We start from the raw sequence: 16658 nt of genomic DNA, 5'->3' as shown, positions 1-16658 counted from the left end.
AAATAATTGATTAGTCTACGTTAAACAATATTGGTAAAGAATAAAGTACAGTTACAGGTTGCCCATTGTGTTCACCCGCTTGAAAATTAGGCAGACTATTGACCACGCGTAAGGCTTCTTTTTCTAAAGCAGGATGAGGCGCTCTTGCTCTTGCACCGGTAATATTTCCTTGCTTGTCAATCTTAAAGATAACTTGGATACGTTGACGACCTGTCAGCCCATTTTGTTTGGCAATCTGTCTATTAAAATTCTTGCTCACATAGTTTGAAACCATCTCTGTGGTACATTTTTGTACGTCGTTGTTGTTTGTAAAAGACTCACAGCCTTGAAATCTTGGAGCTTGGTCTACCACCGAGAATGGGATTTCATCTAAATCTTGAGGTTGTGAAGATGAATTTGCGGTATTGGCATTTTCATTCACTTGAAATAAAATTGGCAAAGAATAGGGAACCACTACGGCTTTACCTTTTTGCTTGCCTGGTATAAATTGAGGTAAGGTATTGATCACTCTTATGGCCTCTTCTTCTAAAATTGATTTTTTTTCGGGGCCTGCGTCAGGAGCTCTTGATCTCACATCTACAACATGACCTTGGGTATCAATTTTAAAGATGACATTAATTCTCTGTCGACCAGTTAAACCTAGCTGAGAAGCTAAATCTGTATTTAAGTTATTGCTAACGTGACTAGTTATAAAATCAGAGGTACATTGCTTAAGAGCTGTCCTGCTTACAAATTGCTCTGTGCATTCCAAAAGCGTAGGCACTTCATCAATCACAGAGAAAGGAACTTCTATAGCACCATCATAATCTTTGACATCAATTTCATCCATCTGAACAATGGTGTCATTAGATGATCCTAAATTCATGAATATCACATAAGATCCTTTTTCTTTTGAATGAAATTCCATTCTTGAGAAACCTTCGGGCACTGCTTCATCCACAGGGTGAACCGAATAGAATACTCGATTGAATTCCTTATCAATAACAGCCCAACTCACATAATTGGGGTGTGATATTAAAAAATTCTCATAGGCTTCATGAATGACCTTGGTTTCCTTGGTCATTTCTGTAGTTCCTTTTTCCATAGAATAAGAATATTGACTCAAGTCAAAAGTCGCAGGATCATCTTCTGCCAAGGACTCTTTATGGCAAGACACGTAAAACAACATACCCAAGACTAAAGGCACCAATAGCGCGTACTTAAAGATATTTTTTTGTTTTGATTTGGCTTGATTTAACATAACGATTCGTTTTTTAATTAATGATTGTTTGAAGAAGGGATTGACAAAAGAAAATTGGCGGGTTTCAAAAACCTGCGACAGTAGTTGATTATAATACTGTGTTTTATTCTGAAATTTTACAGCTTTATGATCTGCAATGTATTCATGAAGTATGGTCATTCGGGACTGATACATATACACCAACGGATTGAACCAAAAAGCAATGCGCATCAATTCAAAAAACAACAAGTCAAAAGTGTGTTTTTGTTTAACATGCACCAATTCATGTTCTAAAATGGCGTCTTTTTCTTGATCTTGAATTTTTTCTCCCAGGAACACGTAATGAAAAAATGAAAATGCCGCAGAACTATTCATCAGTTTAATAATAAGTAAAGGTCCTCTCCAGTGCTGTTGGTTTTTTATATAAATCAAAGCCAATTTCGAAATCTTGATTAAAAAGACAAGTGCGGCAACACCCATCCCTATCCATAATAAAATTTGCCATGTGGGTGTGGTTGGTTCGCTCAAAGTGATTCCTGCATAATCCGCTATGGCAGGATCTATCGAGGTCGTTGTTTTACCGATAACTACCTCTGGTAATCTTACTATAAATTCTTCTGAAGACAAGGTAGACAAACGGTCTATTTTAATAAAAGGCAATACCACAGACAACAGCGCGGTTACGAGTAAATACGCACGATTCCAATTAAAAAACGTTTCCTTTTTAAGAAAGAGATCGTAGATGATTAGAAAAAACAACTGAAACGCGACAACCTGTAAATAATAATGTACCATGGCTCTTAATTTGTTTTGTTGATGTCTTTTAAAATGGCCTCCATCTCCTTTAAGTCCATATCATTCTTTTTAACAAAAAACGATACCATACTCTTAAACGAGCCCTGAAAATAGTTATCTACCAAATTGGTAATAGAAGCGTTACTATAATCTTGCTTGAGCACTAAGGGAAAATACAAATGTCCTTTTCCTTGTTTTTCATAATCCACGAAGCCTTTATTTTCGAGAATCCGTACAATGGTAGAGACGGTATTGTACGCTGGTTTTGGCTCGGGAAGCTCTTCTAAAATGTCCTTGACGGCTGCTTTTTGCAATTGCCATAACACTTGCATGATTTCTTCTTCGGCCTTTGTAAGTTGTTTCATTGGTGTAGTTGTGTATCCGTTACCTCTTGCTAAAACGCGATATCATTCAGCACTTGAAGTTATCAAATATAACTAAAATTTTAGTTCAAACTAATTATTTAGTTCAATAATTGGTAAAAACGATACATGATACGCACCTGACGCTCTATGGAAGACGTCATACAAACGTCCATTGCTTTTATTGGAAAAGCGAATGGATAGTCATTTTAGGAATTTTGTCTTATGGTGAAAGTTGACAGCACGGCATTTGCTTATTTAAGGCCTAAACAAAAAAAACCCGACATAATGAGAGAATGTCGGGTCTGCCTTGCTATTAAATCAACAAATCATTTAGAGGGACTAAACTGTGTTGAAAGTTCAAATATACGAAATTCAATCTAATCTCGTTTACGGAAAAACCGTAGTTCCGTTACGTAAAAACCGTAGTTCTCAATAAGGACGGCATCTTCCGAAGCAAAAAATAAATCTAAAATTCGAAAAAAAATTAGACTAAGCCTTTTTCTTTTGCTTTCATAATTAAAGTTTCGTCCCTTCCATCTTCAACTTTAAATAAACTCTTCAGTTGTTTTTTTCGTTTTTCAATAGCACTCATTGAAAGATCGATATGATCGGTAAGGCTTCGGGTTTTAATCCCTTGTGAGAGGAGATACAAAATTTTTCTATTAATCTCATCGACGTACTCATCATTTGAGATGGCTTTTTTTAGAAAACTGCTTACTGTACTACTATAATATGGTGGGTCAAATAAAATGTGTTGAAAGGCCTCAGAGAGTTCCAAAGAGGTCAAGTCACTTTTAATTAAAAACCCATCTGGGTTAATTTCTTTAACAATACCATGGATTCTAAAAGACTCATTAAACATGGTTAAAATCACAACTTTGGTAGTCGGCATGAGCGCTCTACAAATCTTCGCCAAATCTTCACCTGAAGTAATGGTACCATCTGAAGAAGCGGGCAGACTAATATCAAAAAAACAAACGTCATAGGGACGTTCATCTGCCGCCTTTCGCAATAAGATATTTGCAGTATCGCAATTATTTGCAGTGTCAATGATGAGGGTTTGATGCTCTTTTTTTGTGGCCATGAGCGTATTTTGATACCCCTCTATGATAATAGGGTGATCATCTACCATTAAGATGTGAATGTGCTCCATGTTTCGGTTAGTTTTTATAGGGGATTAGAATACGAACTGTGGTACCCTTCTTTTTTTGGGAGTCGAAAGTGACTTGACCGTCAAGTTCAGAAACCCGATTATTGATGTTTTTTAAGCCGATACCTTTTTTGCTTTTATGCACATCAAAACCTTTACCATCATCTGAAATGGTTAAACAAATATGCCCATTTTTTTCTTTAAAACCAATCTCAACTTCATTTGCCTCGGCATGTTTGTAAATGTTCTGCAATCCCTCTTGAATTATTCTATAGAGATTGATCTTTGTTTTATTGGACACCTCTTCCCAGCTCAAATCATCTGCATAATCAAAATGGTACTTTAATTGGTAAGCTTTTGTTTGCTTATTAATAAGTTCAGAAACAATCGCCATAAAGTTAGATCCAGAAACAAAATCTGTATTAAGATCATGAGAAATCTTTCTAATATCTTCCTCAATGGTCTTGAGCTCACTAATATAATTGGCACGAGACATCATGGCATCTTTCCCTTCGGAAAAATTCAAACTATCTAAGCTTAGTCTCGTACCGAACAAACGCCCCAAAACACCATCATGCATTTCTTGGGAAATTCTTTTTTTCTCGTAAGCTCTAGCTTCATCCACCTTATCTTGTTGGGTCAACATCAAGTTATAAATCTCTTCATTTACTTTTTGTTGATCTTTCTCAAATTGGAGTTCCCTATTTTTATTTCTTTGGGTAATGATAATGTAGAGTAAAAATAGCGTTAACAGCAATACAACGGAAACGATGAGTAGCCATTTGCGTTGCACGGTCATTCGTTCATTTTCTTCCTCAATTTTATCAGTTTCAAACTCGATGCGGGCAAACTTATTTCTCACATTTCGCTCTACATTAAGCAAACTGTCACTCAGGGCAATATGCTCCTCGAGATATGCTTTCCCTTCTTCACCTGATTTTAATTTCGACAATACTTTAATCGCATCTAATAAGATTTCGTTTGAAGAGGTTTCTTTGGCTAGATCATAGGTTATGTTGGCATATTTAAGAGAAGAATCAGGTTGGTGACGTTGAAAATAATATTTAGAGAGATCGATACTTACTGCTATTTTGGTAATGGGATCATCGAGGCTATCGCTAATGCGGTAGGCCTCTTTAAAGTTACGCTCCATAGCCTCATAATCGGTGTGCCCCGCAATGAGCTTAGTGTAGGCCATATTCTCAAGAACTAGCGGATAAAAAGTAGGATCATAATCATCATAATCCTCCCGAATATCCACCAAGCTCTGATAGAGTTCTAATGATTTATCGTAATCTTTTTGTTTACGATACACAAAGGCAATGTTGTTGATAGAAAAAACCTTGTTGTAGAATCCCTCTTGCCTCATGTCTTCAGCAACGTTCTGCGCCTCAGTATGGTACTCTAGTGACTTTTCATTAAACCCCAATTTCATGGAAACAATACCAAGCAAGTTATTCAACATCCAGGTTCGGTCAAGATTCACCTCTGTTTTGGGTAGAATTTCATAGAGTTTAAGCGCTTTTATGGCATTGGTCTCGCTTCCAATATAGTCTTGTTCAGTGTCCTGAATGTCTGCGAGATTTAGTAATATTTTTGCTTTACGATTTTGATCTTGCAGATAATCATATAATTCAAAAGACTTTGAAAAGTGATAGTAAGCACTATCATTACGAAATTCTATATAATGGGATTGACCAACATTGAAGTGAGCAGACGCCATGGCCAAAGTATCTTTTATCTTTTTTCCCAGAGACAGGCCCTTATGCGCGTATTTACGATAGTTTTCATAGCGACCATCATAAAGATAGAGTAAAGAAATATTTTTATAATCTGATATGATTGATGAGTCTACACCTATTTTTGTAGATAATTCTAATGCCTGCTTAGCAAAGTTTAATTTTTCCTGAAATTTATTAGAACTCTTATTGGACTGCGCTCTTAAATCTTGAATTTTATCAAAATCAGTTCTTCTTGAAGTCTCTTGCCCGTAACTTTTAAATGACACTATTATTAAAAATATAAAACACCTTAACTTCATCATATCACAATTTATGAATGCTAAATTTACTTTAAAAAAAAGTAATTTAAGGAAACAAAAAAGCACCATGAATTCATGGTGCTTGAGTATTAAGTCATAAGAATTTTAGCCTTGGCCGGTTACTTCAACTTTCTTTTTAGCGTGTGCCATCAAATCGTATTGTTTATGAGTTTTGTAAGTAGGTTGATTATTTTCAACAACAACGTCGCTGCTCTGTCCTGAAACAGTTAGAAATAATACGACTAACACTAATAAAGTAATTTTTAAAGATCTCATTTTGTTGGTTTTTTAGGGATTATTATCAAAGTTTAATTATGTTCTTATCACATTGGCAACAATAATTGTAGCCAAAAGGGAAAACGGATCATTAATTATTGGGCATAAAAAAACCCAAACTTTTGAGGGAATACTTCCGACGTTGAACAACGTCTAAACAAAATGGATTAATAATATCTTGAAAGTAAATTAGGGAATCTCAAGACAGGTGCAAAGTATAAGTAATTTCAGAAACTACCAAACGATTATCCATAAAACATACTATTTTATCGATGAAATGCATTTTTTAAGTAAATTTATGTTGATTAATTGTTGATAACTTAGATTTTAGGATGCCGATATTTCTAAAAAGAGTATTATCAGCACCATAAATAAACTGCCCTTACCTCTAAAATTTCATATTTTTTACAAAAAATGATTTGAAGATTTGTAATTCTGGAAGGACGTTTTCGGCATAGACCCTAAGTCATAAATCCATCAACAACTTCCATGCGCCTTTTGATAGGTGCATAAATGTTCGCAAAATCTTCCTATCAAAGAAAAACCCTCACAATAAGGTGAGGGTTTCAATTAAATGAATTCTATTTAAAGTCAATGAAAATTAACAATAAGTATTGGCACTGCTCAGTAATTCAATGCCCTAAAACGTTGTAAGACCCGCGTTAGGTTGGTATACATAGTTGAATGTATAATATGGCGTTGCATCTTCAAAAGCGCTTGGACTTTCTGGAGCATTTTCATAATAACTCAATATTTCAACTTTTGCAAATTGCCCGTCTCTTGTTTTAAACACCAAGATCTTTCCTGGTATCGGGTTGATTAAATGGGTTGGTTCTCCAGCATAACTGTACCAGCCATTATTACTACCTGATGGAATGGCGTATCCAGTCTCATCATCCTGTTCAAACAAAGCAAGGTCTACTTGCGAAACAGAGGCCAATGTACCTCCAATAATATAGGCAGCTGCTTCTCCAGTGCGTTCTGGCTCATCTGCAGTACCTAAAGACGTACCGCCATTTACAATAATTGCAGTCCCCCTAAAGGCAATATCCCAATCGGTATTGCTTGTTGTGGTTTGCCCGGTAGCAAAATCAAATTTTGTAAAGTCACCGCCTACGGGTTGTCCCTGTCCGCCAGACTGCGGCGCATAAAGGTTTGAAACGTTTTCAGATTCTACCTCAAGTAAAGCTGCTGCGTTGTCATCATCATTACTACAAGAACTAAATCCTATAAATAGTACTGCTAATGCGAGTGATTGAATGGTTTTAATAGTTTTCATGTGTTAAGTATTTAAAATTTAATATTAAGTTTTCCGTAGATAATTCGACCTGGCACATTGGTTATGTTTTGTGGATCTTTGAAGTCGAAGATGTTTTCAAAACCAAAGCCAAGCTTATAGTTTTGAAATATATTTTTGTTGAGAGCCACATCAACAATCGAATAGCCCGAAACAAAACTATCGTAGCTATCAAGATATCCGTTTCCATTGCTATCGATAAGACCATATTTACTTCTGTAAGTCGCTCTAATATTTGCGTCTAGTTTAAATTTGGGAATGGCATAAAACAGTTTTAAATTGGCCATGTGCCGAGACCTATTGTAAAGACCGAAGTAATCTTTTTTGTTAAGCTGAAAGGATGATGATGACGGACTCGCTCTGGCAAAAACCTCCCCATTATCAAATGCTTTTTCAGCTCCCTTGTCTTTAGCATATAGCAGTTGATAACCTCCTGTAATTTTTAGACGGTTATTGGGTTTCCAGGCTGTATTAAATTCTAGACCTTGGGTATACACTTGATCTACATTAAAATAACTAAAGACGTTTTGTCCATTGGTCTTATTGGCTATCACCCGAGTATCAATGAGATGATCAATAGCATTTCTAAATAGATTTAGGCCCAACGTTAGGGAAGCGCTTAATTTATAATCTGCGCCTAAGTTGATCCCTATGGAACTTTCCGTTTTTAATTGGTCTTCAAATTCTGAAATTGGAACAATGATATTGGCAATTTGTCCCTGCTCTTGTAACAGAGGAATGGTTGTACTTACCGCATTATAACCTAAGACGGTATAACCCACAGTAGCGTTGCTAAAATTAAAATAGAGCTGTCTAAAATCTGGGGCTTTAAAACCATAACCTACAGATCCTTTCACCGCTAGTCTATCGTTAAACTCATACCTTAAGGCTGCTTTGGGACTAAATTGTGAGGCATAGGCATTATGGCTATCAAAACGAGCACCTAAAATAATATTCAGCTTATTCGTGGGGTTGGTGTCATATTGCAAATAGGCATAAGGCGAGTTAAAGATGGGCTTATCTGTAAAGTCGGTACGGTCAAGAGTTTCATGATTAAACCCAACTCCGCCAATAAAAGTCCTATTGGCTTTAGGTTTATAGGTGGCCCTAATTTCTGGCCTTATCAATAATTGATTAAAAAAAGAGGAACTTAGCCTGGAGCCATCCGTTTGATTTAAAAATTCGTCCGCTTTATATCTCGTGGCATAAAATTCAAAATAACTGCTCCATTTCTCACTGTACTTATGATTGAGTTGTAGATGTGTATTCCATTCCCTAAGATCACTCTCTCCCGCGGATGTTTCCGAAGCAATTAAATCCTGATTTTGGGAGTAGTATCTGGCAGACATAAAAATATCTGTAGATTCTGTAAGATCATAGGTGAGTTTTGTGTTTAAGGTATAATTACTAAAGGGCTCAACCGTGTTGAGCGCATCAGTATCGAAAAGGTCATAACCATCACTACTGAACCGATTAATAAATATACTGGCTCCCAACTTATCTTTTTTGTAGTTGATGGCACTACTGATGTCATGGGTGTTAAAAGTTCCTAAACGATAATTTAGGTGACCGCCAAATCCTTTTTTTGGTTTATCTGTAATAATATTTATAACGCCACCCAAGGCCTCACTGCCATACAGACTAGAAGAAGCGCCTTTCACAATTTCTATTTGCTGAACGTTTCCAACGGTCACTCTACTCAAGTCTAATGTTCCTGCGGAGCGGCCAATAAGTGGGACGCCGTCCACCAGAATCAGGGTATATTGCGAATCAAGGCCTTGAAGTTGAATGCCCTCTCCACCTCCAAAATCGGGAACAGTAATTAATCCGGTTTGCTCTCCTAAAATATCGCTTAAGCGCAAGTTATTGGAACCCTGTATCTCCTTTTTTGAAATAATTTGAACGGGCAATGGCAATGATGATAGTTGTCTAACAGTTCGTGTAGCGGTAATCAATACTTCCTCTAAATGTTCTGCAGGAATAGTATCTGAATCGATCTTCTTCTGTTCTTGCGAGAAAGCGAGTGTGACGAAAAAAAATACAAAATAAAGAGTAATATTATTTTTATTTAGACTCATTCTTGATTAGATTTGCTGCAAATATATAAGTTATTTTAATTCAATCTAAATAAGAATAGTAAATTTTTAATTATTTAATCACTATGAATCACCTATCAAAAATGAAACAAATCACATTATCAGCTGTATGCCTTTTTGCGTTCATCTTAACTGGACATGCACAAGACAAAAAAGAGAAAGATCAAGAGGCCATAAAAAAGATGTGCGGTTGTTTTGAAGTCAACTTTGATTTTGCCGAAACATTCGAATATTCTAATGATTCCCTCTACAAAGGTTCAGAAGTAAAGCACGACAAAGCCTTAGAATGGGTGGAACTGGTAGAGGACAGTAACGATAAAATTGTAATGCAGCATTTACTTGTTGTTGGAAATCCTAGTGCCCCTAGCGTTGTTAAACATTGGCGACAGGATTGGCTGTATGAAAATACTCAATTGTATACCTATGACGCCAATAACCAATGGGTCTATACCCAATTGCCTAAGCAAGACGTTAAAGGACAGTGGAGTCAAAAAGTCTTTCAAGTAGATGATAGCCCGAGATATGAAGGTTCGGCTACTTGGGTGCATGTAGACGGCAAAAGTTTTTGGGAAAACACCACTTCTGCCCCACTGCCAAGACGTGAGTATACCCAAAGAAACGACTACAATCTCACCGTGAGAAGAAATAGACATGCCATTACTAAAGAAGGATGGATTCATGATCAAGACAATGATAAAGTCATCCGTACCGAAGGTAAAGAGGATGTGTTACTGGCGCAGGAGAAAGGCCTCAACACTTACAAAAAAGTTGCAGACAGCAAATGTAAAGTGGCGCAAGACTATTGGGCGAACAACCAAAAAAATTGGGCTATTGTTAGAGCCAAATGGGATAATGTATTTGAAAGGGCGTCAGATTTAAAATTAGAGCATAAGGTTGATCATAAGCCTTTATACGCGCATTTCTTTTCAGAAGACTTTACATTTAACACCAAGACTGTAAACGACGTGATAGACTCTTATGTGATAGAATAAAAACCGTACGTCGTTTTTAGAAAAACCATCTTCATTTTAATGGAGGTGGTTTTCTTTTTTAGGCATAGTCCCAAAACAAAAAAGCATCCCAATTCCGAAGATTCGGAAAAGGAAAGCCTTTCATTGGTAAGCACCCAATCGCATTGGGTATTTACAACTCCCATATCTCTATGGGAACAACACAACGTCATTATATTGCTAAAAAAAAGCCCCAATTTACATTGAAGCTTTTTAGCAATTGAGCGGTCTGGACGGGACTCGAACCCGCGATAATATTTCACAATTTATTTTTGTTAGAACACCTTATTTAATTACGCAAAATTATCGTATTCAAATATTTGACTAAGTGTTCTTGAGTTCATTTAATGAATTAAACAAATTAGCTCAATTTTATTTTAAAAATCAAACACCAAATAAATTCCTATATTCCATTATAACTCCATGAAAAAAATTTATTATTCATAATAATTTCTACAACTTCTAATAAGCCTTATTTAAGCGATTTAGAATAAATGAAATTCCTTACAGTATCCAAATTTTTATTATTTTTAAACATTCCTTACAAGACAACATACCCTAAATATGTAGTAAGTAATATCCTTAATTCCCTTTTTGTTGCGTTTACCTTATTTTGTTTTTTTTGAAGTTATGGCAAATTGTGTATTCTCCAGAGCAATTAATATTAGAGGAAAGATAATATTATAAATTATTTAGAATGGACGAGCAATTCAAGCAACAATTAATAGAACACGATTGGGTTTGTATAATGAAAAAACTATATGCCCATTCTGTGTATAGATTAAACTGGTTCAGGTTGAATTCTGAATCTAGGATGCAGGGAAAACAGTATAAAGATTTTGCCCATGAAGCTGTTACATTACTTTTTGAAGGTAAAAGAAAATGGGATGCCAGCAAAGAACCAGATCTATTGAATTTTCTAAAGAATGTTGTTAACAGTCTCATATGGAATCTAATGAAATCTAAGGAGAGAGAGAAACTTTCGGATTCCATTATGCTAAATTTTAATGATTCAATATTTTTTGATGAAATATTAGAAGATATTATAATAACGAATGATTTAATTGATAGAATTGAAGAAACTTTATTTCAGGATGAACCTATGTGGCTGGTATTCAAATCCCTAATTGAAGGAATGAAGCCATCAGATATACCAGATAAGTATGATATAGATATAAAAGAAGTAAGAAATATTCAAAAAAGATTAAGAAGGCAGATTAAAGTAATCACTAACTTAAATTAAGATGTCATGAAAAAAAATAAAAACCAAAAAATAAAAACAGCTGATTTAAAGAAATATTTTATCTCGGAATCTTCTTTAATAAGTTCCGATTTAAATACAGCTCAATCAATTTTGATTGAAAATGGCTACGATATTGAAGAATTAGAGAATGAAGCCTTAGAATTTATTTCAAATATTGATTTAACTCAAAGTTCAAAAATCGAAATAAAATTTACTTGGAAAGAATTATTTAAAAAGTTATCAAAAAATGGTCTCCCTAGTCAATTGATTAAAAACAAAATTATCCCAAATTATCCTTCGTCAAATACAGGAAGCACAGAGGATTTAGAATTGACTATTGATTGTTTATCTCAAATATTTGGTTTTAGTAGAGAATCTCTGATTAACGATGAAGTTTTAAGCATATCAACAGCACCAATGCGTCAAGCATTTTTCAAAAAACCTATTAATACCAATATACATCAAATAAATGCATATTCACATTATGCACAGTTTATTGCAAAAACTGTATCTGTTGGATGTAAAGACATCATCATAAAGGAATATCCAAAAGACATTAAAGAATTTAAGGCTATAATCACAAATAAAGAAGGGGATTTTGATATTGAATCTATACTTAAAGCAGTTTGGGATTTAGGCATTTGTGTAGTACCATTAAATGACTCTGGAGTATTTCATGGAGCTAGTTGGAATATAGAAGAAAGACATATCATTGTTCTTAAACAGAAAACAGATTCTCATGCTAAATGGATATTTGATCTACTGCATGAGTTATATCATGTCTTTGTTCACTTAGAAGATTCTAATTCATCAGTTATTGAAGAACAGGAAATTTCACCATTACAAGCTAATGATTCTATTGAGGAGAGAGAGGCTAATGCCTTTGCTAATGGAATAATATTTGGAAATAAAGCAGAGGAATTAGCACAAAAATGTGTAGATAACGCTAATGGAAGGATTCAAGGATTAAAACAGTCAGTTCTTCGTGTTGCTGAAGAAGAGAATATTAGACCAGATTTCCTGGCTAATTATATTGCCTACAGGTTAAATATCGAAGGGGATAATTGGTGGGGGACTGCTAATTCATTACAGATAACAAAGCCTCTACCATATAAAATAGTAAAAGATCAGTTAATAGATAAAATTAATTATAATCATTTAAATAAATTAGAAAGACATATGCTTTCTAAAGCAATTAATACAATATGAGAAATAAAAGAGGAAAGTTCACAAGGGTTCCAGCTGAAGTGCCAGTCCAAAGTTTAACACCTTTAGATATTACGTGTGGAAGCACAAAATGTGAATCTAAACTACATTGTTTTAGTTTAAAGAAATCGTCAATAAAAAAGTTTGGCAAAAAAGGAGTCTGCAGAGAATGCGGAACAGATCTGATAGATTGGAATAGACTTCATAAAAGAGATCTAAAGGATGTGAAATTTATATTTTCCCAAATGAAGACTGAATTAATTCGACATGTCTTTTGGCATACTGACATTGATGATCAAGCTAGAGATGAAGCCGTAAAAGAGGGAATGGAAAAGCTAGAAATTAGAGTAAGAAAAGTTCTTAAGTCAAAAGTTGGTAAACATAATTCATTCTGGGATGGAAGACAAACTCCCATGGGAAATGGTGATATCATAAATTATGCTCAACATGCCACAGCCACTTGTTGTAGAAAATGCATAGAAATTTGGCATAATATTCCACCTGAAGATGAATTAACTGAAGAACAGTTGGAATTTTTCAAAGAGCTTGTTCTATTATATGCCAAAGATCGAATTCCTAACCTTCTAGAAAACTAATATGAAATTGATAGACACAGATTTACTTTCAAAAAATTTACGAATTAAAGGTATAGATATAGAGAGAAAATCCGTGTCTATAACTAACTTTTACAATTCTGAACAAGAAAAGGACATTAAAGACAAACCTAATTGTGAGGGCTTCGGTCGAGTAAGACACTTTAAATATTATAGAAATGAACATTGGCCAGATAACCCCCTACCCATTCTCCCTGCCTCCAGAGCTTTAGGCATAAATGCAAACAAAGAAATTAGAGCACAAGTTTTCCAAAACTCCGTTTGCAATTGGAGGTGTTGGTATTGTTTTGTAGACTTTAAGTTGCTTTCTGGAAGTCCTAAATATTCTAATTTTAAGACTTGTGATGAATTATTGGACCTATATTTAAAGGAAGAAAATCCGTCAAAGGTTATCGATTTAACAGGAGGTCAGCCTGACTTAACACCAGAGTGGATTCCTTGGATGATGAATTCACTAATCGAAAGAGGTTTAGATAATGATATTTATTTATGGTCTGATGATAATTTAAGTAATGATTATTTCTGGAGGTTTTTAACCAATAAGAACATTGATCTTATCAAAAATTATAAAATGTACGGTAGAGTTTGCTGTTTTAAGGGAATAGACGACAACTCTTTTAGCTTAAATACGCAAGCCTCCCCTGCATTATTTAACAACCAACTTGAACTAGCTAAAAGGCTAATCGAACTTAAAATTGACTTGTATTTTTACATTACTTTGACCGCCTCTTCAAAAACAAATTTTAATAAAGTAATTCCATATTTTATGGATAAACTTCAATCTATTCATGAAAATTTACCTCTAAAAATAGTCCCGTTAGAAGTATTTGAGTTTACACCAGTCATATCTAGGATGAATGATCAAAATAGAGATTTAATCAAAGGCCAGTATGATGCAATTAAAGTTTGGACTAAGGAGCTGAACAAACGATATGATATTAATCTTCTAGAAAAACCTATTACAGAGATTAGTTTATGAAAAAGGATCATTTAAAAAATACACTCATAAGGATTTGTTCTCAGCCGAGAACATTAGAGTTTATATCAAAAAAAATGGGAGGACTTGATCCAATTAAGATTTCCCATTTACTTAAAGAGCTTGAAAAGGAAAATAAAATTTTTAAAAAAGACGGGTATTGGTCTATCAAAATAAAAAATGAAGAATTATTCTTAGATTTAATTGATCAAGATTCAGAATTGTACTTAAAAAAACATATGGGGTATTTTAATTTCTTGAAAAATCCTCATCCTTTAGATTTTGAATGGAGAAATACAGCGAAAAGTTTAAATTTTTTAACAGATCTAATTGAGAATCTAAACGGAAAAACGGATAAAGTCCTTTTGCTTGGTATGCCTACATTATATGCCAACTGTAATCAACGTAATATTCCTCAGAATGTAACCTTGGTAGAAAGAAACAAACCAATTGTTGAAGCATTAGAAAAATTTAGTAAGAAAAATTCTAAAATAATACTAGAAGATATTTTTTCTGCAAAACCAGATAAAATAGGCAAATTTTATAGTGTTATTATGGATCCTCCATGGTATAGTAATTTTTTATATCAGTTTGTATGGTTAGCATCCAAATGTTTGTTACCAGGTGGAGTATTAGTTATAAGCATACCTCCAATTAATACTAGAGAAAGAATCGATAAAGAGAGAATCGATTGGTTTTCATATTGTCAAAAACAAGGCTTATGTATAGAGAAATTAGAACCAGAAAAACTGGAATATGCAATGCCTTTTTTTGAATTCAATGCCTTCAGACAAGCAGGTGTTAGCAACACTTTACCTTTTTGGAGAAAAGGAGACTTAGCGTTTTTTAGAAAAGTTGAGCAAACAAATTCGAAAAGACCTAAATTGGAAGTAGAAAAAAATAATTGGGAAGAACTGCAAATCGAATCTATGAGATTAAGAGTTAAAATTAACTCAAATCAAATTGAAAAAGATGAGGAAATTAAAATTACTAGTCTGGTAGAAGGAGATATATTACCAAGCGTAAGTAGAAGTACAAAAATAAGAGACGAAGCTAATGTTTGGACTACCGGAAATAGGATTTTTAAGGTAAATAACCCTAAAAAATTCTGGAATATTCTAATTAAAGAAGAGAACCATTTTGTTTGTGATTGGTTTGAAATGATAATAAATTTAGAAGATAAAGAATATAAAGATTACTTAGCTCATATATATTATGAAATGGAAAGAGACGCTAATTAATAAGTTAATTGTATTATTTAATGAAAATGACGATTGGAAATTAATAAAAGAAGATGTTTTAAAAAACAGCGGAATAGGCGTACATCTTGCAATATTTAATGAACCTTTTTTAAGTGCTATTCTTGAAGAAAGGAAAACAATAGAATCAAGATTTTCTGTTAATCGAATAGATCCGTTTAGAAAAGTTTATGAGAAAGATATAATTTTAATCAAAGAGTCTGGAGGTTTGATAATGGGTTTTTTTGTTGCTGGTAGAACAGAATATTGGATAAACAACAAGCTACGTCTAGAGCAGATAAAAGAAAAATATAATGATAAGATTTGTGCTAGCCTAGATGAAAATTTTTGGCAAAAAAGAGCTACTTCAAAATATATAACATTAATTGAAGTTAAAAAAGTGTTTACTTTTAATAGCTTCAATATTATGAAAAAAGACAGAACATCTTGGTCTGTTATTAAACAGGCTAATAAGCCTACATTCTTTAATCTAATGCAATAATGAAGAATATTGTTATAGCAATAATAGGAGAAATTTGCTCTGGCAAATCTACTATAGCAGAAAAAATAAAAGAATTAGATCCAAATTGCCTTACTATTTCTTTTGGGGATTACCTAAAGGAATATTGTAAAAATAATAATATTTCTTACGAGAAAAACCGTAAAATCCTTCAGGATATTGGGCAATCTTTTATTCAAAAGGATGCGGATATGTTTTTAAAAGACGTTATTGAGCACTATAATCCTCACCCACGTCAAATTTTATTGTTTGAAGGAATAAGGCATACCGATATTTTTTTTTCACTAAAAAAAAACTTTGAGAATTTTAAGTCTATTTTTATTGATGAGCCTATTGATATTAGATATAAACGTTATATTTTGAGAGAAAAAGATATTGATAGAAATGTTGTTTTTGAAGATTTTATAAAAATCAATGAGCATATTGTTGAAATTGAAATTAAATCTCTGAAGCAATATTGTGAATTGATTTTAGTACCTAGTGCAAAACCAGATATTCAGAAACAAATATCTAATCTTTTATCAAGGTATTAATATTCTTTTTGATTTTGGAAAGATTTGGATTTCCAAAATTCCAAAGATTCTATTAAAACCCCCATAACTAGTCTTTATT

At 33.8% G+C, this 16658-nt stretch carries 15 protein-coding genes; 8 read left to right on the top strand and 7 right to left on the bottom strand.

The window, feature by feature from the left end:
• Positions 1-10: 10 nt before the first annotated feature.
• From P176_RS19345 to P176_RS0111065, 7 genes are all read right to left on the bottom strand, one after another.
• Positions 11-2014: a M56 family metallopeptidase gene (locus tag P176_RS19345; RefSeq protein ID WP_051605467.1), complete on the bottom strand. Its 2004-nt coding sequence runs from the start codon at positions 2012-2014 to the stop codon at positions 11-13.
• 5 nt (positions 2015-2019) lie between these two features.
• Positions 2020-2379, bottom strand: a complete 360-nt coding sequence (locus P176_RS0111090; RefSeq protein ID WP_026754776.1) for a BlaI/MecI/CopY family transcriptional regulator — start codon at positions 2377-2379, stop codon at positions 2020-2022.
• A 484-nt stretch (positions 2380-2863) separates the two neighbouring features.
• Positions 2864-3532: a response regulator gene (locus P176_RS0111085; protein ID WP_026754775.1), complete on the bottom strand. Its 669-nt coding sequence runs from the start codon at positions 3530-3532 to the stop codon at positions 2864-2866.
• A gap of 7 nt (positions 3533-3539) precedes the next feature.
• Positions 3540-5537, bottom strand: coding sequence for a tetratricopeptide repeat-containing sensor histidine kinase (locus P176_RS0111080; RefSeq protein ID WP_051605466.1), 1998 nt, complete (start codon positions 5535-5537; stop codon positions 3540-3542).
• 138 nt (positions 5538-5675) lie between these two features.
• The gene (locus tag P176_RS20405) at positions 5676-5846 is read right to left on the bottom strand and encodes a hypothetical protein (protein ID WP_156033029.1); all 171 of its coding nucleotides are present in this window, start codon (positions 5844-5846) and stop codon (positions 5676-5678) included.
• Positions 5847-6486: 640 nt separating this feature from the next.
• Entirely contained in the window at positions 6487-7125 is a 639-nt protein-coding gene (locus P176_RS0111070) for an HmuY family protein (protein ID WP_026754773.1), read from the bottom strand.
• Positions 7126-7136: 11 nt separating this feature from the next.
• The gene (locus P176_RS0111065) at positions 7137-9221 is read right to left on the bottom strand and encodes a TonB-dependent siderophore receptor (protein ID WP_026754772.1); all 2085 of its coding nucleotides are present in this window, start codon (positions 9219-9221) and stop codon (positions 7137-7139) included.
• A gap of 101 nt (positions 9222-9322) precedes the next feature.
• Here P176_RS0111065 and P176_RS0111060 point away from each other — a divergent pair, with 101 nt between their 5' ends.
• The 8 genes from P176_RS0111060 to P176_RS0111025 all read left to right on the top strand — a co-directional run bounded on the left by P176_RS0111060 (position 9323) and on the right by P176_RS0111025 (position 16579).
• Complete coding sequence (locus P176_RS0111060) at positions 9323-10231, top strand: DUF6607 family protein (RefSeq protein WP_026754771.1); 909 nt, start codon at positions 9323-9325, stop codon at positions 10229-10231.
• Between the two features lie 715 nt (positions 10232-10946).
• On the top strand, positions 10947-11492 hold the full coding sequence (locus tag P176_RS0111055) for a hypothetical protein (RefSeq protein ID WP_026754770.1): 546 nt from the start codon (positions 10947-10949) through the stop codon (positions 11490-11492).
• A 6-nt stretch (positions 11493-11498) separates the two neighbouring features.
• Entirely contained in the window at positions 11499-12701 is a 1203-nt protein-coding gene (locus P176_RS20030; protein WP_051605465.1) for an ImmA/IrrE family metallo-endopeptidase, read from the top strand.
• Positions 12698-13294: a DUF4186 family protein gene (locus P176_RS20400; protein WP_051605464.1), complete on the top strand. Its 597-nt coding sequence runs from the start codon at positions 12698-12700 to the stop codon at positions 13292-13294. The genes P176_RS20030 and P176_RS20400 overlap by 4 nt, the downstream gene beginning before the upstream one ends.
• A gap of 7 nt (positions 13295-13301) precedes the next feature.
• Positions 13302-14291, top strand: a complete 990-nt coding sequence (locus P176_RS0111040) for a radical SAM protein (RefSeq protein ID WP_197022162.1) — start codon at positions 13302-13304, stop codon at positions 14289-14291.
• On the top strand, positions 14288-15529 hold the full coding sequence (locus tag P176_RS0111035; protein WP_026754767.1) for a class I SAM-dependent methyltransferase: 1242 nt from the start codon (positions 14288-14290) through the stop codon (positions 15527-15529). Before P176_RS0111040 ends, P176_RS0111035 begins: the two co-directional genes overlap by 4 nt.
• Positions 15504-16028, top strand: coding sequence for a hypothetical protein (locus tag P176_RS0111030; protein WP_026754766.1), 525 nt, complete (start codon positions 15504-15506; stop codon positions 16026-16028). Before P176_RS0111035 ends, P176_RS0111030 begins: the two co-directional genes overlap by 26 nt.
• Complete coding sequence (locus tag P176_RS0111025) at positions 16028-16579, top strand: AAA family ATPase (RefSeq protein ID WP_026754765.1); 552 nt, start codon at positions 16028-16030, stop codon at positions 16577-16579. Before P176_RS0111030 ends, P176_RS0111025 begins: the two co-directional genes overlap by 1 nt.
• Positions 16580-16658: the final 79 nt, after the last annotated feature.

The sequence above is a fragment of the Sediminibacter sp. Hel_I_10 genome, from assembly GCF_000688335.1.
Lineage (GTDB): Bacteria > Bacteroidota > Bacteroidia > Flavobacteriales > Flavobacteriaceae > Psychroserpens.
Note: the sequence above shows the minus strand (reverse complement) of the source record. Positions and strands in the feature narration are given on the sequence as shown.